The organism is Cytobacillus dafuensis, from assembly GCF_007995155.1.
Lineage (GTDB): Bacteria > Bacillota > Bacilli > Bacillales > Cytobacillaceae > Cytobacillus > Cytobacillus dafuensis.
In genome coordinates this window covers 2,437,521-2,459,936 of the sequence record NZ_CP042593.1, presented here as the reverse complement: position 1 = coordinate 2,459,936, position 22,416 = coordinate 2,437,521, and the positions used below count along the sequence as shown (strand labels likewise).

Annotated in this window: 23 protein-coding genes; 17 read left to right on the top strand and 6 right to left on the bottom strand. The window is 34.7% G+C overall.

What is annotated here, in order from left to right:
• Positions 1-87: 87 nt before the first annotated feature.
• From FSZ17_RS11650 to FSZ17_RS11640, 3 genes are all read left to right on the top strand, one after another.
• A complete protein-coding gene (locus FSZ17_RS11650; protein ID WP_057770538.1) occupies positions 88-873 on the top strand; it encodes an ABC transporter ATP-binding protein in 786 nt (261 codons plus the stop codon).
• Positions 870-2,570, top strand: coding sequence for a putative ABC transporter permease subunit (locus FSZ17_RS11645; protein ID WP_057770537.1), 1,701 nt, complete (start codon positions 870-872; stop codon positions 2,568-2,570). Before FSZ17_RS11650 ends, FSZ17_RS11645 begins: the two co-directional genes overlap by 4 nt.
• Positions 2,571-2,697: 127 nt before the next feature.
• Positions 2,698-3,879: an MFS transporter gene (locus FSZ17_RS11640; RefSeq protein WP_057770535.1), complete on the top strand. Its 1,182-nt coding sequence runs from the start codon at positions 2,698-2,700 to the stop codon at positions 3,877-3,879.
• Positions 3,880-4,132: 253 nt separating this feature from the next.
• Here FSZ17_RS11640 and FSZ17_RS23380 read toward each other — a convergent pair whose 3' ends face one another.
• Entirely contained in the window at positions 4,133-4,276 is a 144-nt protein-coding gene (locus tag FSZ17_RS23380; RefSeq protein WP_156416229.1) for a hypothetical protein, read from the bottom strand.
• A gap of 68 nt (positions 4,277-4,344) precedes the next feature.
• Here FSZ17_RS23380 and FSZ17_RS11635 point away from each other — a divergent pair, with 68 nt between their 5' ends.
• Positions 4,345-4,566 carry a cold-inducible protein YdjO-related protein gene (locus FSZ17_RS11635; RefSeq protein WP_228460325.1) on the top strand — a complete coding sequence of 74 codons (222 nt, stop codon included), beginning with the start codon at positions 4,345-4,347 and terminating at the stop codon, positions 4,564-4,566.
• A gap of 96 nt (positions 4,567-4,662) precedes the next feature.
• On the opposite strand, the gene FSZ17_RS23375 is transcribed toward FSZ17_RS11635, so the two are convergent.
• The 3 genes from FSZ17_RS23375 to yhfH form a co-directional block, all read right to left on the bottom strand.
• The gene (locus FSZ17_RS23375) at positions 4,663-4,836 is read right to left on the bottom strand and encodes a hypothetical protein (RefSeq protein WP_156416228.1); all 174 of its coding nucleotides are present in this window, start codon (positions 4,834-4,836) and stop codon (positions 4,663-4,665) included.
• Between the two features lie 133 nt (positions 4,837-4,969).
• A complete protein-coding gene (gene pepF, locus FSZ17_RS11630; protein ID WP_057770533.1) occupies positions 4,970-6,784 on the bottom strand; it encodes an oligoendopeptidase F in 1,815 nt (604 codons plus the stop codon).
• 299 nt (positions 6,785-7,083) lie between these two features.
• Positions 7,084-7,218 carry a protein YhfH gene (gene yhfH / locus FSZ17_RS11625; RefSeq protein WP_082625202.1) on the bottom strand — a complete coding sequence of 45 codons (135 nt, stop codon included), beginning with the start codon at positions 7,216-7,218 and terminating at the stop codon, positions 7,084-7,086.
• A 279-nt stretch (positions 7,219-7,497) separates the two neighbouring features.
• On the opposite strand from yhfH, the gene FSZ17_RS11620 reads away from it, so the two are divergent.
• From FSZ17_RS11620 to FSZ17_RS11600, 5 genes are all read left to right on the top strand, one after another.
• Positions 7,498-9,627 (top strand): PAS domain-containing protein, encoded by a 2,130-nt coding sequence (locus FSZ17_RS11620; RefSeq protein WP_228460324.1) that lies wholly within the window; start codon positions 7,498-7,500, stop codon positions 9,625-9,627.
• Positions 9,628-10,221: 594 nt separating this feature from the next.
• Entirely contained in the window at positions 10,222-10,803 is a 582-nt protein-coding gene (locus FSZ17_RS11615; protein WP_057770529.1) for a TerD family protein, read from the top strand.
• A gap of 74 nt (positions 10,804-10,877) precedes the next feature.
• On the top strand, positions 10,878-11,456 hold the full coding sequence (locus FSZ17_RS11610; protein ID WP_057770527.1) for a TerD family protein: 579 nt from the start codon (positions 10,878-10,880) through the stop codon (positions 11,454-11,456).
• Between the two features lie 186 nt (positions 11,457-11,642).
• Complete coding sequence (locus tag FSZ17_RS11605) at positions 11,643-12,911, top strand: glycosyl hydrolase family 18 protein (RefSeq protein WP_057770525.1); 1,269 nt, start codon at positions 11,643-11,645, stop codon at positions 12,909-12,911.
• A gap of 271 nt (positions 12,912-13,182) precedes the next feature.
• Entirely contained in the window at positions 13,183-15,252 is a 2,070-nt protein-coding gene (locus tag FSZ17_RS11600) for a transglycosylase domain-containing protein (protein ID WP_057770523.1), read from the top strand.
• A gap of 285 nt (positions 15,253-15,537) precedes the next feature.
• Here the strand turns inward: FSZ17_RS11600 and FSZ17_RS11595 are convergent, their stop codons facing one another.
• On the bottom strand, positions 15,538-16,014 hold the full coding sequence (locus FSZ17_RS11595) for a DUF2512 family protein (protein WP_057770521.1): 477 nt from the start codon (positions 16,012-16,014) through the stop codon (positions 15,538-15,540).
• A 228-nt stretch (positions 16,015-16,242) separates the two neighbouring features.
• Here FSZ17_RS11595 and FSZ17_RS11590 point away from each other — a divergent pair, with 228 nt between their 5' ends.
• The 8 genes from FSZ17_RS11590 (at position 16,243) to dacB (ending at position 21,736) form a co-directional block, all read left to right on the top strand.
• Entirely contained in the window at positions 16,243-16,440 is a 198-nt protein-coding gene (locus FSZ17_RS11590; RefSeq protein ID WP_146846648.1) for a hypothetical protein, read from the top strand.
• 100 nt (positions 16,441-16,540) lie between these two features.
• The gene (locus tag FSZ17_RS23915) at positions 16,541-16,675 is read left to right on the top strand and encodes a hypothetical protein (protein WP_267128903.1); all 135 of its coding nucleotides are present in this window, start codon (positions 16,541-16,543) and stop codon (positions 16,673-16,675) included.
• 73 nt (positions 16,676-16,748) lie between these two features.
• A complete protein-coding gene (locus tag FSZ17_RS11585; protein WP_057770517.1) occupies positions 16,749-17,186 on the top strand; it encodes a peptidylprolyl isomerase in 438 nt (145 codons plus the stop codon).
• Positions 17,187-17,556: 370 nt separating this feature from the next.
• Positions 17,557-17,748, top strand: coding sequence for a YbxH family protein (locus FSZ17_RS11580; protein WP_057770515.1), 192 nt, complete (start codon positions 17,557-17,559; stop codon positions 17,746-17,748).
• A gap of 83 nt (positions 17,749-17,831) precedes the next feature.
• Complete coding sequence (gene mug, locus FSZ17_RS11575) at positions 17,832-18,353, top strand: G/U mismatch-specific DNA glycosylase (protein WP_146846444.1); 522 nt, start codon at positions 17,832-17,834, stop codon at positions 18,351-18,353.
• A gap of 128 nt (positions 18,354-18,481) precedes the next feature.
• Positions 18,482-19,447, top strand: coding sequence for a S8 family peptidase (locus tag FSZ17_RS11570; protein ID WP_057770514.1), 966 nt, complete (start codon positions 18,482-18,484; stop codon positions 19,445-19,447).
• 318 nt (positions 19,448-19,765) lie between these two features.
• Positions 19,766-20,083 carry an MGMT family protein gene (locus tag FSZ17_RS11565; protein WP_082625201.1) on the top strand — a complete coding sequence of 106 codons (318 nt, stop codon included), beginning with the start codon at positions 19,766-19,768 and terminating at the stop codon, positions 20,081-20,083.
• A gap of 168 nt (positions 20,084-20,251) precedes the next feature.
• Positions 20,252-21,736: a D-alanyl-D-alanine carboxypeptidase/D-alanyl-D-alanine endopeptidase gene (dacB, locus tag FSZ17_RS11560; RefSeq protein WP_057770512.1), complete on the top strand. Its 1,485-nt coding sequence runs from the start codon at positions 20,252-20,254 to the stop codon at positions 21,734-21,736.
• A 103-nt stretch (positions 21,737-21,839) separates the two neighbouring features.
• Here dacB and FSZ17_RS11555 read toward each other — a convergent pair whose 3' ends face one another.
• Positions 21,840-22,373 (bottom strand): YceI family protein, encoded by a 534-nt coding sequence (locus FSZ17_RS11555; RefSeq protein ID WP_057770510.1) that lies wholly within the window; start codon positions 22,371-22,373, stop codon positions 21,840-21,842.
• Between the last annotated feature and the right edge of the window lie 43 nt (positions 22,374-22,416).

Genomic DNA, 22,416 nt, shown 5'->3' with positions numbered 1-22,416 from the left:
TTAAAATGAAATTAAGGAACCTTTTTCCAGCTAATCCGTAATATATATGATATTGTAAAATTACTAGATTTGATTGGGGTGTTTATATTGGAAAAACCTCTTTCCATTACAGTGAGAAATCTTTCAAAAAGCTATGGATCCTTTCATGCAGTAAAAAATGTCAATTTGGAAATTAAAAAAGGAGAGCTTTTTTGTTTTTTAGGGCCAAATGGAGCTGGGAAAACAACTACAATTAAAATGATGACAGGTCTCCTTGAACCCGGAATGGGAGAAATTAGAATCGCTGGAACAGAGATTTGGAAGTCACCAATTGAAGCAAAAAAGAAAATGGCCTATATTCCAGACCATCCAATTCTCTATCCGAAGCTTTCCGGGAGAGAGTTTTTAAGATTCATTGGAAGTGTATTTCAAATCGAACAGGATGTATTTGAAGAAAGGATGGAAAGATATCTTTCCCTTTTCGAGCTATCTAGTAGAGCAGATGAACTTATTGAATCCTATTCACATGGAATGAAGCAAAAGATTAATTTATGTGGGGCGTTCATTCGCCATCCTGATGTATTATTTTTGGATGAGCCAACAGTTGGTCTTGATCCAAAAGGAGCAAAAACATTAAAAAACTTATTACAGTCTATGTGCCGCCAAGGGATGACAGTATTTATGTCTACTCATATACTTGAAATTGCAGAACAAATGTGTGATAGGGTGGGCATAATAAAAAATGGTGAAATCATTGCCATTGGAACAATGGATGAATTGAGACAGAAGGAAGGTAAGACACAATCTTCACTTGAAGATTTATTCTTAGAATTAACCGGGGATACTGATACTTTTCAAGAACTAACCGACGATGATGAGAAGGTGGAGAAATGACGAAGAAATTACTCCTTCTTTTCTGGAAAATGGGGAAAAATCAGTTTCTTACTGCACCGGACAGTACAAAAATTGCCGTAGTGCTTTCTACAATAGCTGCTATCTTTGTCACCGTTATTCTCAGTATTGGGGTAGGCGCAATGGCAGCGATAATGCCAAGAGAGGCTTTTTCTAACTTGTTTGCCTTTACATTCTCAGGTCTTTTAGCATTTAATATTTTATTTGGTGTCCCACAGGTGTTTAAAAACCTATATGGTACGAATGATTTAGCTTTTTTATTTACTTTGCCGATAAAAACAAGAAGTATCTACTGGGTGAAGTTTCTGCAAAGCTTTGTTGGCATTCCAGGGCTTCTATGGATATTTTCACTGATATTATTGACTGTTTTTGGGGTTGTAAGTAAGGCTAGCTTTGTTTATTTCCCTGTTGCATGTATCACTTCCTTAATGATTACATTAATTGGGATGAGTATTGCTTATTTAATAAATTTGCTTCTAATCCAAATAATTCCTGTACATAGGGCAAAGGAATTAATGACTGCTATGAGTGCTATTGCAGGTTTAATTGTTTATGTACTATTTCAGCTTCCAAATTTAGTGAGTAAAAATGCGATTGAAGGGGAAGTTCTTGGTGAAATGCCGCAAATGCCAAAATGGATTCCAATGGAATGGGGCGGCAGAAGCTTAAATGAAGCTTCATTAGGGTCATCTGAATTTATTCTTCCGTTACTTATGCTATTAGTCCTTGTCATACTCATGCTATCTTTATCATCAGCTTTAGTTGAAAAAGGATTTAGAACAGGCTGGATAAAATTGAATGAAGGCAATCGCCCTAAGAAAAAGCGGAAAAGGGGAAAAACAGCCGTTAAAATCCACCATCCTATTATTGCAATTGGCATTAAAGAATGGAGAGCCATACACAGAGATATGCGTGAATGGGTAATGTTCCTGCCATTTCTTTTCTTTATGTTCTTTCCAGTTATTTCTATGATCAACGACAAGGATAGCCTGAATTTTATCATTAATCACCCAGATGTTTCTTGGTTAATGGCTCAAGGGATCTTCTTGTTTATGTTTACATTTCTCACAGGTGGATTTGCTTCCTCCTCCATTGGTCGAGAAGCATATTCCATTCATCTATTGCGTATATTACCACTATCCGGCTGGACTATAGCGTTGGGTAAATTTTGGATAAATTGGCTTATTCCTATATTGTTTTTATCTCTATTAGAAATAGTTGGAGGGATCCTACTAAATTGGAGTCCTATCCAAATCGTATTTGGAATATCTGTCATTGCAATCATGTCTTTAGGCATTGCAGGGATAGGGCTTTGGATAGGTTCGGTCGGCGCAAAATATAATCCTAATAATCCGCAGAATAGGCTGGAAACAGGGGTATCATTTTTGCTAATGTTTCTTTCATTTGGCTATTTACTAATTGCTGCATTACCTTCCTTTTTAGTTCTTATACCTACCGATGCTATCGTTTTATTTCAACAAAGGGAAAGCCCGACTGGAATCTTTGGACTGCTCGTATCTCTCCTTAAATGGAAAGCTGAAAATCAAACATTACTAATGAGCATCTCAGTTTTGTTTACTTTGATTATATCAATGGGTGTCACGCTAATAACATTAAAACTTACTGCTAGAAAAATAGATAAAGGTTTAACAATAAATTTTATCTCAAATAAAAATTAATAATTGGGCCTCCAGAAACGCTGGAGGTTTTTTTTAACCCTATTTATGAAATTTAGTGTATCGAAAGGCTTCCAAATAGTGCTACAATATTATTTGCTTAATTGAAAGAATAGAAGGAGATACTTCAATGGATAAACATATAAAAAGAAATATTTTGACAATGCAAGGCTTTTACTTATTAACCTTTTTTGGTGTTGGAAGCTTATATCCTTTACTAAGTGTATATTTAAGTGAAGTTGAACATTTAAACGGGGTTCAAATTGGTACGATTATGTCTATTAATCCAATTGTCATGATATTTTTTCAGCCACTATGGGGAATGGTTTCAGACAAAATGAATGCTCCCATAAAAATTCTTACTATAACAACTTTCATTGCGGGAATTTTCGCCTTGGGCTACACCTTTTTTAATGGATATGTGTGGCTGTTTATCATCGCAATCGCGGTTGCTATTTTCCAAAGTGCCATTATCCCAATATCAGATAGTTTATCGATCAAGTATACAAGTAAGGTAAAAATGAATTATGGCAATATACGATTATTCGGTTCACTTGGGTTTGGAATCGCAGTATTTGTAATGGGAAGGCTTTCCGAATGGAATCCTAAAGTAATATTTTATTCTTTTTTTGTTTCGTTATTATTAGCAAGTTTTCTTGCTATAAAAATGCCCACTGAAAATTCTTCTAGGAACCAAAATCTTCTTTCGGGGGTAAAAGAAATCCTTGTTCATAAAAAGTTTCTCATTTTCCTTGCTATTACATTCCTTGTTTTCGGACCTAATCTTGCAAATAATAATTATTTTGGTCTTTTTATAGAAGATAGAGGAGGCACCTATACAGGAATTGGGATTGCCTTTTTAATTGCTGTTTTGTCGGAAATTCCTTTTATGAGAGTGGCAGGTAATTGGATTCATCGCTTTGGATTATTACAAGTTGCGACTTTTGCTGGTGCAGTTTCTTTAGTTAGATGGCTTTTATATTTTACAGAACCAAGTCTTTGGTTAATATATTCTACGGCTATTATTCAAGGTTTTTCAATCGGTCTTTTCATACCGGCGGGTCTTCAATATATACGAGATATTACACCAGTACATATTACCGCGACTGCTATAACATTATATTCTGCTTTTGGTAATGGGGTCGGAAATTGGTTCTGTACGTTCATCGGTGGAATCATCTATGAAAAATTTAACATTTATACTGTATATTTGTTTTTTAGTTTATTAAGCGTAATTGGCTTATTTTTGTGTTTTTGGTTATTGAAGGATGAAAAGGAAAGTGCAGTAACACCTTCAACCGCTAAACTGTGAAAATGAATTAAAATTTAAAAATAAGAAAACTGCATTTACTTGCATGATTATTAGTAAAACTAAGGCATTCGCCAAGTCCTTTTTGGCGAATGCCTTAGTTTTACTATGCGATCTTATTAGCAGATATTTAATTGAACACACACTTTACTTTAGTACGTTAATAACCTTAAACTTTCCAATTAGCTAAAGAAAAGAAATCGGCATTCTTACCGATTTCTTTTTTGAGTTCTATGAAATAGTCGGGATATATTAGTCAGTCCTTGTTCTTATTTGCTCGACTAGCTAACAGCATTTTCACCTCGTTATAGGATAAACCGGATTGACTATTGAGTAGTTTTACCTTCTCAATATCAGTTCCAACCACCGTAAATCTTTTCATCGTTCGATTTTTATCCAATTTATTCCCTCCAAACATCATTTATTTATACCTTAGAAAACAGTTCATTAAGGATAAATTTCCCTAAGATGACCATACTAAGGAAAAAGGGGGCGTTTGCTATTTTTTTCAATAGAAAAGGTCAAGATGATAAACCTGAAGTTGTTATGCTTAATACAGAAGTCTATGCGTGCAGCCATGAAAGCTGCAATGGCTGGATGCGAAAAGAATTTGCTTCTGCCGATTTAAAATGTCCTTTATGTGGAAATGAAACAAATGTCGAAGTACGGGAATTACCACAAATTGAGTAGAACTTAACCTATTATCTGATAAAACTATTTTCGAAAAGGGTTGTCCAATAAGGTGTCTGGCACCTTTGCTTTTGGGACAACCCCTTTTAAGATTCATTATAAATTTTCATTTTGCTGTCCAAGCTCTTTTTCACTAATAAGGACATTGGCAGTTTCAATTGCACGATGTTCATTTAGTGATTCACCAGGATCGTTATTATGATTTGGAAATTTTTGCGCTTTATTCGCATGAGCTAAAGATATTCTTTGATTTTCTAATGATTTTTTCATTTTATCCCTCCTTAATAAAGCACATTATACAAAGCTTTATCCATAACTTTTCATATAAAGGTATTTATTATTCATTTTTCAATATAAAGATATAACTGCAAAAAATCTCCCCAAAAATGGAGAGATCTTTTGATTATTCATAGCTTTTTTCAAGTTCGTTAACTAAAGTGCCTACATAAGATACTGCCTTACGAATGGCATCTGGCTTTGACATATCTATTCCTGCGTGTTTTAAAAGATCTAATGGTTTTTTTGTACCGCCAAATTTAAGAACATCAAGCCAACGGTCAATGGCTGGCTGACCTTCTTCATTAATCATTTGCATCATTGCAGTCGAAGCAGTTAAGCCTGCAGAATATGTGTAAGGATAAAGTCCCATATAATAGTGAGGCTGGCGCATCCAAGTAAGTGAAGCAAATTCATCTAGCTCGACGGCATCTCCCCAGAAGGATGAAAGAGTATCCATCTTTTGCTCACATAATGTCTTTGCAGTTAGCGGAGTACCTTGTTCTGCAAGAGTATATATTCTCCGTTGGAATTCACCTTCAAGTAAGTGGGTAACGAAATTATGGTAGTAAGTTCCTAGAAGCTGAAGAATGACCCATCGTTTCATTCTTTTATCCTCTGTACCGTTCATTAAATATTGACCAAGGAGTAATTCATTCATTGTTGACGGTGCTTCGACAAAATAAGTGGAAGGACGAGTGTTCATGATCCGCTGATTCTTATTAGCAAGATAGAAATGGCCTGCATGCCCAAGCTCATGAGCGAGTACGAATGCACCACGCATTGTATCTGTCCAAGTAATTAATATAAATGGATGTGAGCCATATGGACTTGCACAGAATGCACCAGTTGCTTTACCGATATTATCTGCTCGATCAACCCATCTTTCTGTTAGCCCTTTTTTCATTATTTCTGAATATTCCGGTCCCATGATCTTTAATGCTTCTAATATTACACTACTTGCTTCAGTATACGTAGTTTGCGGGTTAAATTCAGAATCCAATGGTGCTTTTAAGTCACAGAATAGCATTTTATCCAGTCCTAAAACTTTCTTCTTTAACTGTGCAAATCTGCGCATATGAGGTGCAAGTTCCTTTTGAATGATATCTAGCTGATTATAATACATTTCTTTTGTTACATATTGTGCTTCTAAAAGCATATCTGTTACTGACTCATATTTACGAAGCTTTGCTAATGAAACTTGTTTTTTAACCTCAGTTGAATATACAGCTGCAAATGTATTTTTATATTGTGTTAATGATTCTGAAAAAGTTTGGTATGCATTTCTTCTAATCGTTTTATCTGGAGAAAACTCATAACGATCCTCGAAAAGAGCGAATGAGTTTGGCAACTCATTGTCATTCTCATCAACAAAATTAGAAAATTGCATATCAGCAAGCTTTCCAGCCTGATAAATCGAATATGGAGCCCCATGTATTTCTCCAAGTGCTGCTAAAGCTTCCTCTGTTTCGGGAGAGAGCTGATGCTTTTTTGTCTTTAATAAATCCATCAATTGAATAGAAAAAGGCTCAAATCTATTATCATCAGCAATATATTCTTCAACTGTGCCATCTGGCATAGCAAGTATTTCTGAATCAATAAATGATAATGAAGCTCCCGCTTTTGCTCTTAGCGATGCCATTATAGAAGAATTAGCTTGATTAACTGGATTGGTTCCATCTTCTGATTGAAGCAAATTAGCATATGTACCTGTTTGTATTAACCTGATCATTATTTTTTCTTGAGCTGAAAGACATTTATATAAAATGTCTGCACCTGTATGGAGCTGACCTTTATATAATTTAAATGTTTCAATTTCAGTTTCTATCTCTTTTATTTCTTGTTTCCATTCACCTTCATTTGAAAATAAATCCTTAAGATTCCACGTAGCATCTTCTTGAACTTCTGAACGTAAAAGTCTAATGGCAGCTGTTGTAACCAAATGAATTCCTCCTTAATTCGCATTGCTAAATTTTGTATTTCTAAAAATTATACAGGATAGACTATAAATTGGATATATTTTTCAAAAAAATGAAAAAATAAAATAGACATTTTTTAAAATTTCTCCTTTTTGTAAAAGTGTAATATGGAAGTTAGATTCTTATCTTGGAGATGAACTTTTTGGAAAGATATTTGTAAAAGGAGATAAGAAAAAAAACGGCATCCAAAAGGGTGCCGTTTTAAATGTAATTTAGTATGTTATTTCAATTGGAAAAATCTATTAAAAAACCTGTTTATAAATTATTCAACCTTCTTAGATAGACATCGGTCACATTCCATTAAATAGGACTCCACATGATCCTTCATGTTTTGACCGCATTCTTGACAAATTTTCCGTGGCAGTGTTTTTATTGCTTCAATTGAACTTTTCAACAATTTTCCCACTCCTTTTTATAATACAGAATATATTTATCCACCTTGTTATATAACAGTATACACAATTATTCGTAAAATGTGTAGTATGTTTTCTGAAAATTTTTATTATATATCACTTTTTCGCCTGACAGATAGTAATGTTTACACTATAAAGAGATTTTTTTGATTTTCACTTCCAACAGATGAAGGATTGGATTACAATCATAAAAGATATTACAAATACCCTAAGAGAGAAAGAGGGGAATAATCATTTTTGGCATGTTAAAGTTGATTAATCCAATGCTAATATTTATCGCGATGATTCTAACATTTATCGCTTCCTATACAGGTTTAGATTTATTTACTCTTGTCCGATCATCAGAACGAAATAGGAGATTTCTATTCTGGGGAGGAACATTTTCTCTTGGAGTCGGAATATGGATTATGAATTTTATAGGGATGTTGGCAATTAATATTAATGGATCTGGCAATTTTCATATTCCTTTTACCATATTATCACTCATATTAGGGATATTCTTTACGGGGTTAGCCTTTTATGGAGTTATTGATCAGGAGCTAAAACGTAATCAACTTTGGATTAGCAGTTTTTTTATGACTATTGCAGTACTGTCAACCCATATTACTGGTTTGTTTGCAATGAAGACGAGCATTCATTTCAATCCAACACTATTTATTTTGGCAACGCTGATCATTTTCGGTACGTTTATTATCTCCCTGTGGATGTTATTCCACTCAAAAACTCTTTCAAAATTTAATGAATTTTGGATAAAACCAATAAGTTCACTCCTTATTACTGGGGCTATTATAGAAGGGTATTTATTGCTTTTACGCACTTCCAGTGACTTTTATGGAGCAAGTTTTGAAAACGAAGTCGCTTCATCAAGGTCGTTTCTCATATATTTAGTCTTGTTTGTATCTATTCTTTTTTTAAGCGGACTTGTCGGCTCAAGAACAGTTGTTGGAAAAAGACTAGCTGATAGCGACACTTATTTAAAGGATATTGAAACAGCGCTAGATGTATCTGCCATCGTCACAATTACAAATTCAGACGGTATCATTACGTATGTAAATGATAAGTTCGTTGAAATATCAAAGTATGAGAAAGACGAAATCATTGGAAAAACGCATCAAATTTTAAATTCTAACTATCATTCTAAAGAATTTTTTAGAAACCTATGGAATACAGTTTCAAGCGGGAACATTTGGTCTGGAGAAATTCGCAATCGGTCGAAGGATGGAAGATATTATTGGGTTGAATCAACGATTGTTCCATTCTTAAATAATGATGGGAAACCTTATCAATTCGTTTCAATTAGAACAGATATAACAGCCCTAAAAACAACAGAAGCGCATTTGAAGGCCACAATTAAAGAAGTAGGAGATATTAAATTTGCTTTAGACCAATCCTCAATAGTTGCATTCACAAATGAATATGGCGAGATTACGAATGTGAATGACAAGTTTTGTCAAATTTCAAAATTTGGCAGGGATGAGCTTATTGGTCAAACCCATTCATTGCTAAATTCAGGATATCATTCTAAAGAATTTTTCAAAAATCTCTGGATAACGATTAGGAAGGGGAATGTCTGGAAGGGGGAAATTCGGAATCGTGCAAAGGATGGTACCTTTTATTGGGTCGATACAACGATCATTCCTTTTTTAGATGAATACGGGAAACCTTATCAATACTTAGCTATTCGAAATGACATAACAGAAAAGAAAAAAAACGAACAGATCTTACACAGACAGGATAAGCTAGCCGCAGTTGGCCAGCTGGCTGCTGGAGTGGCTCATGAAATTCGAAATCCGCTTACTTCAATAAGAGGATATACAGAATTCCTGCAAATGGACGAAACTAATAATGAGCGCTTAGAATATTTTGATATTATTCTAGATGAAATAAGTCGACTTAATAATATTGTTGAAGATTTTATGATGCTTGCTAAACCGAAAGCGGTCCTCCTTGAAGAAAAAAACGTAGTTCCAATTTTGAAAAATGTGCTTTCTTTGTTTGAGCTTGAAGCAAGTAAGAAAAATGTTGACTTTCAGTTTGAACCTAAAGTTGACGAGATATTAGTAAATTGTGATGAAAATCGTCTTAAACAGGTTTTTATCAATTTTATTAAAAATGCTATTGATGCGATGCCAGCTGGGGGAGAACTCATAGTAAATACTATCGTTTTGAACAATCAAGTATATATTTCAATAGAAGATACTGGTATAGGAATTCCACCCGAAAAGCTTAAAAATATAGGTGAACCTTTTTATACAACAAAGAAAAACGGAAATGGACTTGGGCTAATGGTTAGCTTTCATATCATTGAAAGCCACAATGGAAAAGTTAATATTGAAAGTGAGCTTAATAAGGGTACAAAATTTATCATCGAATTGCCTGTCATTTTGGATTAATACTACTTTTTTAATTAGAAAAACTTGGCGTTCACCAAGTCTTTTTGGTGAATGCCTTAGTTTTTCTTACACGTTAAGAAAGTATAAATTGTCAACGCAGAAGATGATCCGACGCAGTTGCCAATTTTAGGAATTAAGTATAAGTGCAACTACGCCTCTGTCTTCGCCTTTCCAAGGCTCGCCAATCGGCGAGTTTTCTTTATGCGATCTTATTAGCAGGTATTTAATCGATAATACACTTCACTTTAGTACGTTAATAAACTTAAACTTTCCTGTTAGCGAACAAGAGGAAGGAGCATATGTCTCCTTCCTTTTTAATATCACAATCTATCAAGACCTTTCAAATGTTTCACCTTATGATTTTACTTTATTTTTACATTACTGGTAAATATATATTAAAATAAGGTGGTCAGGGGTATATTTCTTTAGTAGAATATAAATAAATAATATAGGCTTATTAGTTTACGCTTTCCTAATGGAAGGGTTACACTATGATAGAAAGAAAACTTTATTAAATTAAAAACAGTTTTTACATTGGATGATCCTTCCTGTTGAAATAGGAAGATCTAATAAAAAATGAAGGGATGATTGTTAATGGCTATTTCTTTATCAAAAGGGCAAAAGGTTGATTTAACAAAAACAAACCCTGGATTATCAAAAGTAATAGTAGGACTTGGATGGGATACCAATAAATATGACGGGGGCCAGGCTTTTGATTTAGATGCTAGTATTTTTCTATTAGACACATCTGGAAAATGCGCTTCCGATAAAGATTTTATTTTCTATAATCAGCTTGAAGGCGGAAATGGGTCAGTCGTACATACAGGTGATAACCGTACAGGTGAAGGGGACGGCGATGATGAGCAAGTAAAAGTGAACTTAAATGCTGTTCCTGCTGGTATTGAGAAAATTTCTTTCGTCATTACCATTCATGATGGTGAAAATCGAGGACAAAATTTTGGTCAAGTTTCCAACGCTTTTGTTAGAATTGTAAATGAAGAAACAAATGAAGAAGTCATCCGTTATGATTTAGGAGAAGACTTTTCAATTGAAACAGCGATCATTGTCGGCGAATTATACAGACATAATGGTGAATGGAAATTCTCTGCTGTTGGTTCTGGTTATCAAGGTGGATTAGCACGTATTGCTACGGATTTTGGTTTACAAGTCGGATAATAGTGAAAAGCAGGAAAGGCAAAATTATTTTCTAGCTTTACAATTGAATAAACATTTATATGGGAGGATTTTCAATGGGAATTCAATTGGCAAAGGGACAAAGAATTGACTTAACAAAAACAAACCCAGGTTTAACAAAGGTAATCATTGGACTTGGCTGGGATACGAATAAATATCAAGGCAGACATGATTTTGACTTAGATGCCTCAGCTTTTTTAGTAGATGCAAATAGCAGATGCCAGAATGATCATGATTTTATTTTTTATAATAATCTTCAACATCCAAGCGGAGCGATTGTACATTCCGGAGATAACCGCACAGGTGAAGGGGATGGAGACGATGAACAGCTAGTCGTTGACTTTACAAAAATACCTTCGTATGTTGATCGTATTGGAATAACTGTTACAATCCATGATTCAGACATGCGTCAACAAAACTTTGGTCAAGTATCAAACGCATTTGTTCGCTTATTGGATAATTCTAATCAACAAGAATTACTTCGTTTTGATCTAGGTGAAGATTTTTCAATCGAAACTGCTGTTGTCGTTTGTGAACTTTATCGTCATGGCAATGATTGGAAATTCAATGCTATTGGCAGCGGTTTTTCAGGTGGATTAGCTGCATTATGTCGTAATTACGGTTTGCAAGTTTAAAGAGTCATCTTAAAAAGCACGATAGAGCACTCAAAATGAACTGTCCTCCGATTGTTAGCATTTGTCTATCAATCGGAGGACAGTTCATTACTTGAGTGCTTTTTTCATTCATTTGTTTATGTACTATTTAATGATGAATACCCCATAAAATAAATTAAGGTTTATTAGAGGGAGGTGTGAGGACAGATGTCGATACACATCGTCCAAGAAGGGGATTCTTTATGGGCTATATCTCAGCTTTACGGAGTGCCGACCCAATCAATCATAAATGTAAATAGATTAATTCCAAATAGTATGATCATACCTGGTTTAGCTCTCTATATCCCTGATCAAACATTGCCCATAAGATCAAAAATAATATTACCTGGTGATTCTATTTGGAAAATTGCCCAGCAGTACAATACGAATGTAAATTTAATCCTCTTAGCCAATCCATCCATAAATCCAAATAACCTATACATTGGTCAAAAAATAAATATTCCTTCATCTCAAAAGCTAACAATGCAAACATTAGGTTTCATCATTCCATTTAATCCAAATTCATTTATCTCTGTATTAAAGCAAATTGCACATAATTTAACATATTTAGCGGTAGTTTCTTACTCATTTACAAAAGAAGGGTTCGCGTATTTAACATTAGATGATACCCAAATTATTGCAGAAAGTAAACGTTTAAAGGTCATTCCACTTTTAATGATAAGGAATTATGCAGATCAAAAATTTAGTCCGCAACTGATTGGCCAAGTGCTTGAAAATCCAATTTACAGGCAAAACTTAATTAAAAGTATCATGAATTTTATTAAGAAAAAAGGATATCGAGGGGTTAGTATTGACTTTGAATTTATCCCCCCACCACAGAGAAATAATTTCTCGAAATTTCTTCATGAATTAAAACAAGCTTTAGGCTCATTCATTCTCCATGTCAATGTCCATGCAAAAACTGAAGATATTCCAACGAATCGTATAATCGGTGCGTATGATTATAAGGCTATTAGCGATGCTGCAGATATCGTAGCAGTAATGACGATTGATTATGGGTATCCAACTGGTCCGCCAAATCCTGTAGCACCAATTTGGTGGATGGAGGAGGTGATTCGCTACTCCATCCGTTTAATTAAACCACAGAAGCTGCAAATGGCACTTCCTTTATATGGATATGACTGGAGAAATATTGACAATAGTACGAATGCAATTTCACTTCTTGGTGCACAAAATCTGGCCATTTCAAAGGGGGCTGTTATCAATTATGATTTACATGCTGCTACACCTTGGTATAATTATTGGATTGAGCAGGAAAAGCATACCGTTTGGTTTGACGATATTCGCAGCTATTCTGAGAAATATAAACTAATTGATCAATATCATCTTTTAGGTACAACTTACTGGCAGTTAAGTTTGCCCTTTCCACAGAATTGGGCATATGTTGAACAAAATTTTAATATCACAAAAAGATAGACATTTTTCTAAATCGGAAAAATATGCTTCAATTAAAAAAGGATGCCAATTACGGCATCCTTTACGTATTGCGGCGATTAACTGCACGCCACATTCGTGCATTCCAATTTGGATTGTTAATCGACTTACGCAATTAGCTCATCGCATATATAAATATAATATGTTTCAAGCAAAAGGTCAAGATATAAGTATAAGTGAAACTTTTAACAATATTTTACGTTTATATTATAATAAAAGAGAAACTTTTAATAGCAGCAAGTAAGGAGATAAAATGAAAAGACTACAACCTATATGGGAAAGTATAAAACGTTTTTGGAGAAATAAGCATATAACAAAAATATTAATGTTGATCGTTCTAACATTTTTATTATTAACCATCCTATTTTTCGCTTTTTTAGCAGCAACAGCGAATGTGGAATCATTGCAGGAAGGATTAAAGCAATCCACAATTATTTATGATAAAGACGGAGAAGTTGCCAGCAAATTAGCTACGAATCGGTCTGAGGGAATCATTATTGAGGAATTGCCTGATTATGTAGGAAATGCCGTGATAGCCATTGAGGATGAACGCTTTTACAAGCATAATGGCTTTGATATTAAAGGAATGGCACGTGCTTTTTTCAAAAATTTGTTTGCAGGCAGAATTACTGGTGGAGGAAGTACCATCACCCAGCAACTTGCTAAAAATGCATTACTTTCACCAGAACAGACTTATAAAAGAAAGATAGAGGAATTATTTTTAGCAGTAGAAATTGAAAAGTATTACACAAAAGATGAGATTCTCCAAATGTACTTAAATCAAGTGTATTTTGGGAGTGGTGCATGGGGAATTGAACAAGCTTCTAATAAGTATTTCAATAAAAGTGCAAAGGAATTAACGATAAGTGAATCTGCTCTTCTTGCAGGCTTATTGAAATCACCATCTTCACTTGATCCTTATAAAAATTATGATGGTGCCATGGAGCGTCGGAATGTGGTGCTTGGCAAAATGAAAGAACATTCCATGATCACTGAATCTGAATACAAAGAGGCCATTTCTGAAAAAATTCAACTAGAAGAAGGAAAAGGACGCTTTGTAGAGAGAAAATATCCCTATTATGTAGATGCAGTACTTGATGAGGCTATTAATAAATACGGCTTAACTCAAGAAGAAATATTTACAAGAGGATACCGAATTTATACAGAAATGGATCAAAATATTCAAGCTGGACTTGAACAAGTATATGAGCAGGATTACTTATTTCCTCGTGGTAAAAATGGGGTCCTCGTTCAAAGTGGATCTGTTCTTATAGATCCTGACTCAGGCGGAGTCAGGGGACTTGTTGGCGGACGCGGAGAACATGTATTCCGTGGTTTTAATCGCGCCACTCATTTAAAAGCCCAACCTGGTTCGACTCTAAAGCCACTGGCTGTCTATACACCAGCACTTGAGGAAGGCTATAATGCAAACTCTATGCTAAAGGATGAACCCATGTCTTTTGGAAAATATAAACCTGAAAATGCTTCAAAGAAGTTTTCAGGTGAAGTGCCAATGTATAAAGCCATTGAGGATTCCCTAAATGTTCCAGCAGTCTGGCTGCTAGATCAAATCGGACTAGATAAGGGAATTGATTCATTGAAGCGATTTGGAATCCCATTAGAAAAAGAGGATGAATATTTGGGCATTGCATTAGGAGGTATGCATAAAGGCATTTCACCATTACAACTCGCTGAAGCCTATACAGTCTTTCCTAATGAAGGGAAAAAGAAGGATGCCCATCTAATTACGAAAATAGTTGGTCCTACTGGCAACATTATTGCTGAAAGAAAGAAGGAAACAGTTAAAGTAACTACCAAATCGGTTGCGAACCAAATGACGTCAATGCTTCTTAATGTTGTAGAATCTGGAACAGGACAAGCTACAAAAATCAATGGAGTTCAACTTGCTGGAAAGACTGGTTCCACCCAGCTTCCTTATAAAGATATTAACGGAACGAAGGATCAGTGGTTTGTAGGATACACGCCAAACCTAGTCGGTGCTGTTTGGGTTGGATACGATAAAACCGATCGAGAGCATTATTTATCAAGCAGCAGTTCAGAAACGGTTGTACCTTTATTTAAAGCAATTATGGAGAATACACTTCCATATATTGAGCCTGCTGAATTCTCAACAAAATCAATGAATGAAAAGCTTACCCAACAAGATAAACAAGAAGAAATTGAGAAAACGATTAAAGAAGGTACTGATAAGATAAAACAAGAATTGCCAAAGTGGAAAGAAAAACTATCTGAAGGTAAAACTGAACTTGAACAATTTGGTGAATTTCTTAAAGAGAAATGGAATACACTGCTTAACCAGTAGAAGAATTGGAGATATCCAATTCTTTTTTTGTTATCCTGCCGTCTCGTTAAAAGAAAGCTTAGAATTGGACGCAGAGAGGTCGAGTCTGGTGCTTGTAGACGAAGACCACGGAAGGTGTGACGAACATTGAAAGACAGCACCGAAAAATCTCTCGGGGGACAAGTTAAAAGAAAAAAATAAGAAGTTATTAATTAAAAGAAGTGTAGATAGGGAACGCAAGGGAGATTATAAATTTTTATCCAATTTTACACAAAAATACCCAATAGTGTAATTGGGTATACTTTTTTACTCATTTGATTTTTGTTTTTCTATGTCTTTATTATCATCTGATATTAATTCAGAAGGGTAAAACTCTTCAGCTGTTTCAGTATGATATTGCAAAAATGTATCTTGCAGTTCATTGTCTTCATCTCCATAAACAACATAGATAACAAAATACTTATGAAAAAAGGATTCAAAAAAGGCAATTCCAGCAGAAGAAATAAGTGACATAGTAAATAAGTTATTATAATTACCTGTGGTTAAACTTACACTTAATATCCAAATAACTGCCATTGCTATACCGAAATCAGTAACGGTAGCTACAGCATTGCTGGTTCTTGGTAAGATCATCAAATCACCGATAATATACGATAAAATACTGAGAGTTATTGTAATTGTTAAAACATTAACAACTGTGATGTTATATAAAAAGCCTAGAATGAAAAATAAGAAAATAAAGTTTGAAGTAATTTTTATTATGAAAGCAATGACATGATTCATTAACTCACCTCCATTTTTTTATTGTGTATAGTAGATGAAAAAATATTCACCTAATATAATACATTGAAGTTTAAAATGAGATCTAATTTAGGTGATTTAGAAATGTTATAATGAGCGAAAAAGCGAAAGCTAGCGCATGCTATTATTAAGCTATCAAACTGCTAGCAAATTAATAGCTTTCTGATAGAATAGAAATAAATGCTATTTTGGAGGCTGTTAAAGATGACATTGGACAAAGAAAAAAGAATTCAGCTTAATATTCGAATTGCACAAGAAACATCACAAAAATTAGATGAAATCGTTAGCTATTATCAGAAAAACACAAAGCTTGGCAGAGTGTATAAAGCAGATGTATTAACAGATATTATTGAAAAATCTTATGATATTATGAAAAAACAAATGCAAATGCAAAAGAAGTTTTATTGAATAAATTAATACCGAAATATTTAAATTGGGTAATTTTTCTTAGTAGAATATTGTCAATATTGTTAGATTTAGATAATATTTTATTAAGGATGGTGATATTATGCGAACTAGAATCCGTAAGCGAGGTATGACCCTTGAAGATGTAAAGTTTGGATTAACAACTATTTTTTTGCATGTATCATTTTATGGCTTAATTGTTTTTATTTTACTGTTATTTATTGAAATATTTAGTTAAAGACCGAGTTACTTTTAATTCTAATGTAATTCATGTATGATTAAGAATGATTTTTATTGAAGGAGATGATTGTATGGCGAAAAAAGGATACATATTAATGCAAAATGGTGAAAAGGTGGAGTTTGAACTATATCCTGAAGCTGCTCCGGGAACAGTTGCTAACTTTGCGAAGCTTATTAACGAAGGTTACTATAACGGGCTTACTTTTCACCGTGTAATTCCTGGCTTTGTAAGCCAAGGTGGATGTCCACACGGTACAGGTACAGGTGGTCCTGGTTACACAATTAATTGCGAAACTGAAGGCAACCCACATAAACATGAGGTAGGTTCTTTATCGATGGCTCACGCTGGACGCAATACTGGCGGCAGCCAATTCTTTATCGTTCATCAACCACAACCACATTTAAATGGTGTTCATACAGTATTCGGAAAAGTAACATCTGGTATGGATACTGTTTTAGCAATGAAAAATGGAGTTGTAATGGAGAAAGTTGAAATTACAGAAGAATAATGAAGGATGGAAAAGAGCCCAACTGGCTCTTTTTCTTTATTTGGCTAATAAGAAAGTTTAAGTTTATTAACGTTCTTAAGTAAAGTGTGTGTTCAATTAAGTATCTGCTAATAAGATCGCATAAAGAAAACTCGCCGATTGGCGAGCCTTGGAAAGGCGAAGACAGAGGCGTAGTTGCACTTATACTTAATCCCTAAAATTGGAAACTGCGTCGGATCATCTTCTGCGTTGACAATTTATACTTTCTTAACGTGTAAGAAAAACTAAGGCATTCGCCAAAAAGGACTTGGTGAATGCCAATTTTTTCTAATGTGATAAAATCAAGCACCAGGACTATACTAAAAGAAAAATGTAAATGGAGTTGACTAAAATGGGGGCAATAGAAAGAAATGGCTATCGATTCAAGCCTGAGTTTAGTGTAATTAATCAAGATGGGGTGATCCATGTTTATCAAAATGGCGCATTCATTGAAGAAATCCAATTTCAGTTTTCAGGTGAATTTCCAGAACATGATTTAATCGAAGAGCTTGTCAATCACTATTGCTATGAACACGGGATTTGAATTTCTTACGCTAAAAAAACCTCTCTCCTAAAATAATGCTTATATTATTTGCAAATCTATCTACAGTCATGGAGGTGCATTCCTTGAAACCAATAAGGGATCATATAAAAGAAGATCTTAATATTTTATTTGTTGGCTTTAATCCAAGTATTCGATCTTCAGAGACAGGGCATCATTTTGCTAACCCTAATAATCGTTTTTGGAAAATACTTTATGAATCTGGATTGACTCCAAGAAAATTTGATTCAACAGAAGATAATCAATTACTAGATTTGGGTTATGGTTTGACAAATATTGTCTCTAGACCTACGAAGGCTGCCGATGAAATTACGAAAGAGGAATATGAAGCAGGGAGAAAGGAACTCATACGAAAAATAAGCATCTATAAACCAAAGATCATTTGTTTTGTTGGGAAAGGAGTTTACCAAGAATACAGTAAGAAAAAATCAATTCCTTGGGGAAAGCAAGAGAAGTCAATCATATCTGGCACAATCGATTTTGTCGCTCCCTCCTCTAGCGGACTAGTGAGAATGCAAATGAAGGATATTATACAGATTTATTCAGAATTACCAGTACTAATAACAAAAAGCTGTCATGATATATAGTTAAAACTACATACTATTAATCTATAAAAAATAGTACAATTGCAACTTTAAAAAATAATTCAGAATAATTAAAATAATGTAACCACCAAGAATCCGCTTCAATTTTAATCTCTTAAGGAGGGAAAGATATGGAGCAAAATGTTCGTGTTATTCCATTCAAGGTCATTGATCAAACAGATGTGGCAAATCAAGTTCCGAAAGGCGTAGAACTGATTCAAGCACCAAAGATTTGGAAAGATACGAAGGGAAAAGGTGTTACAGTAGCAGTATTAGATACGGGCTGCGATATAAGTCACCCAGATTTAAAAGAAAGTATCATAGGTGGCCGGAATTTTACAAGCGATGATAAAGGTAACCCAGAATTATTCATGGATTATAACGGTCATGGAACACATGTAGCCGGAACTATTGCTGCAAGGGAGAATAACTTAGGTGTCGTTGGAGTTGCACCAGAAGCTAGCCTGCTTATTGTCAAGGTTCTTAATAAAAATGGCTCCGGACAATATAGTTGGATCATTAATGGAATCAATTTTGCTATTGAACAAAAAGTTGATATTATTTCCATGTCTCTTGGGGGTCCAAATGATGTTCCAGCACTTTATGAGGCGATCAAAAAGGCTGTAGACAATAATATTCTCGTTGTTTGCGCAGCAGGTAATGAAGGTGATGGGAATGACTCAACAGACGAATTTGCCTTTCCTGGTTCCTATAATGATGTAATTAGCGTAGCCTCCATTAATCTAGAACGTCGCTCATCTGAATTTAGTAATTCAAACAATGAAATCGATGTTGTTGCTCCTGGTGAAGAAATCCTCTCTACCTATTTGAATGGTAAGTATGCCACTTTAAGTGGCACTTCAATGGCTGCACCTCATGTTACAGGTGCACTTGCCTTAATTAAAAGTTTATCCATACAACAATTTGATCGTCAGCTCTCTGAACCAGAGCTTTATGCACAATTAATTAAAAGAACCGTACCTCTTGGTTATTCATCGAAACTAGAAGGAAATGGACTTGTCTACATGACGGTTCCAGAGCATTTGGCTAATATCTTTGATCAAGAAATAAAATCGATGATCCTAAAGGTGAATTAATATGTTTAGCATGCAAGTCGTTTTATTCAAATTATTTTAAAGAATACTCCTTAATCAGAACCCGAGGGGATTGTCCAAAAGGATAATTCCCTTTTTATTTCTAAATATAAAAATTAAAAAGGCTTCTCTAGGCAGATTTTTCGACCTATAAGAAAGCCTTTGTTTTATGTTTCTATCATTTTGAAAACTATCCTCGTAATTGCTCTAGTTCGAACTAATAAAAATAAGTTTCGTAATTTCTAGTTTTTATCCAAATCTCAAATGACAGTATTATATGCTATTATTTAGGGAAGAAATCAAATAAAGGGAGTTTGTCAATTGGAGACTTTCACACAAAGAGCCATCTTCATAATTAAAAATATCCCTAAGGGAAAGGTTATGACCTATGGCCAAATAGCAAAACTTGCAGGCAGTCCGAGAGGAGCAAGACAAGTAGTAAGGGTCCTTCATTCTATGAGTAAAAAACACCGATTGCCCTGGCATCGAGTAATAAACTCAAAAGGAGAAATTGGACTAAAAGATGATGAATATTTTTCTATCCAAAAGCTATCATTGGAAAGTGAAGGGGTAGAATTCAAGCTAAATGGGACAATTGATTTAAATCGCTTTTTGTATAAACCAGATACAAGATATTAGTTTGATACACTGTTTCATTTTACCTACATATTCCTCAATTACTTTATTCTTTTTTGTACTTTTTTGTATGAAAAACACTTCTTTTTCCTCATCTTGAAAATAGAGGGAATTCACCTTTCAAAGAAGAAATGGACTTATGAACATATTTAAGAAAGGTGGCTAATGCTTATGAAAAAAGCAATGAAATTTAGTTTTAGTTTTTTATTGATTTTCATGCTAATGCTCGTTCCTCAAATAAATTCAGAGGGACCAGCCGTTCAAGCAGTAGAAGAAGGAGGAGAACTGGTTCAGGAACTGAATCAGCTACTAAACAATGATCCTGACTTATATGGGGCACTCGCAGGTGTCAGTGTAAGATCTGCAGAAACAGGGGAACTGCTCTATGATCATATCGGTGACATTCGTTTAAGACCCGCATCTAATATGAAGCTATTAACCGCCGCAGCTGCGTTAGCTACCTTGGGTGAAGATTACAAATTTACAACAGAGATTCTAACTGATGGTTCTGTGAAAGGGAAAACGCTGCAAGGGAATCTTTATTTAAAAGGGAAGGGTGACCCTACTCTTTTAAAAGCTGATTTTGACAATTTCGCTAAGGAAATTAAGGCTTTAGGAATAAAAAATATCCAAGGAGATTTAATTGCGGACGACACATGGTATGATGACATCCGTTATTCCACGGATTTATCCTGGAGCGATGAATCCTACTATTATGGCGCCCAAGTTTCTGCCTTAACTGCCTCTCCAAATGAAGACTATGATGCTGGTACGGTTATTGTTGAAGTAAACCCTAGTAAAAATGCTGGCGAAGCACCTTTAGTTACTCTAGAACCAAAAACAGATTATGTAAAAATTATTAATAACGCAAAAACAGTTGCAAAAGATGGTACAAAAAATATTACAATTGAGCGACAGCATGGAAATAATTCAATTGTTATTAATGGAACAATTCCATTAGAATCAAGCAGAGCAAGGGAATGGATGGCTGTCTGGGAACCGACAGGCTATGCACTCGATCTCTTTAATAAATCCCTACAAGAACAAGGGATTGAGATAAAAGGAAAGATGAGTACTCAAGAAGCTCCTCAAACAGCTAGCGTATTAACCTCCCATCAATCTATGCCCTTATCTGAATTACTAATTCCCTTTATGAAACTGAGCAATAATGGACACGCTGAAACTTTAATCAAAGAAATGGGGAAAGTCGTAAAAGGAAAAGGAAGCTGGGACGAAGGTCTTCAGGTACTAGAAGAAGAATTAACAAAACTTGGTGTGAATATAGATTCACTAGTATTACGAGATGGTTCAGGCATCTCCCATGTGAATTTGATTCCAGCCAACGAATTATCCAAGCTTCTTTTTGAAATTCAAAACGAAGAATGGTATAACTCCTATTTGAATTCATTACCGGTTGCTGGAGCAACAGACAGAATGGTCGGCGGCACATTACGGAATCGAATGATAAACTCACCAGCTCAAAATAAGGTAAGAGCGAAAACAGGGTCTATCTCAACAGTGAGCTCATTGTCTGGTTATGTTGATACAAATAGCGGGGAAAGACTAATTTTTTCAATTGTATTAAATAATTTAGTAAATGGATCGAAAGGTAAAGTAATTGAAGATAAGATTGCTGTAATTTTGGCAGAGCAATAGGTTAAACCTAAGATCCTTACAATTTATTTGCTTAGCATTGGCAAAAAGGCGGCTCTGAGGAATTCAAATTCCTCAGAGCCGCCTAAACTATTTAATAATATTATTACTCAGCTTTCGCAGCTTGAACATCTAGAGAAATCTTTACTTTATCCCCTACTAGGACACCACCAGTTTCAAGAGCGGAGTTCCAAGTTAGCCCATATTCACTGCGCTTAATCACTCCTTCAACGGTGAAACCCGCTTTTTCATTCCCCCACGGATCTTTACCTGATCCTTCGTAAGTCACTTCAAATGTTTCTACCTTCGTTACACCATGAAGAGATAGTTCTCCAGTTACATCATATTCTCCATCACCTTTACTTACAATTTTAGATGATTGGAATGTCATTGTTGGATAACTTTCCACATTAAAGAAATCTCCTGAACGAAGGTGATTATCGCGATCTTCATTACGAGTATCAATACTTGATAAATCAACTGTAAATTGAATATTTGCAGTCGTTAAATCCGTAGGATCTGCATCAATGACTGCATCGAATCGATTAAAAGTACCTTTAACATTTGCAATCATCATATGTTTAATTGAGAAATCAACACTGCTGTGTACCGGATCAATTGCCCATTTCGTATTTGTCATTTTATTATCCTCCATTTTGTTTGAATTCATTTATTTTGAATTC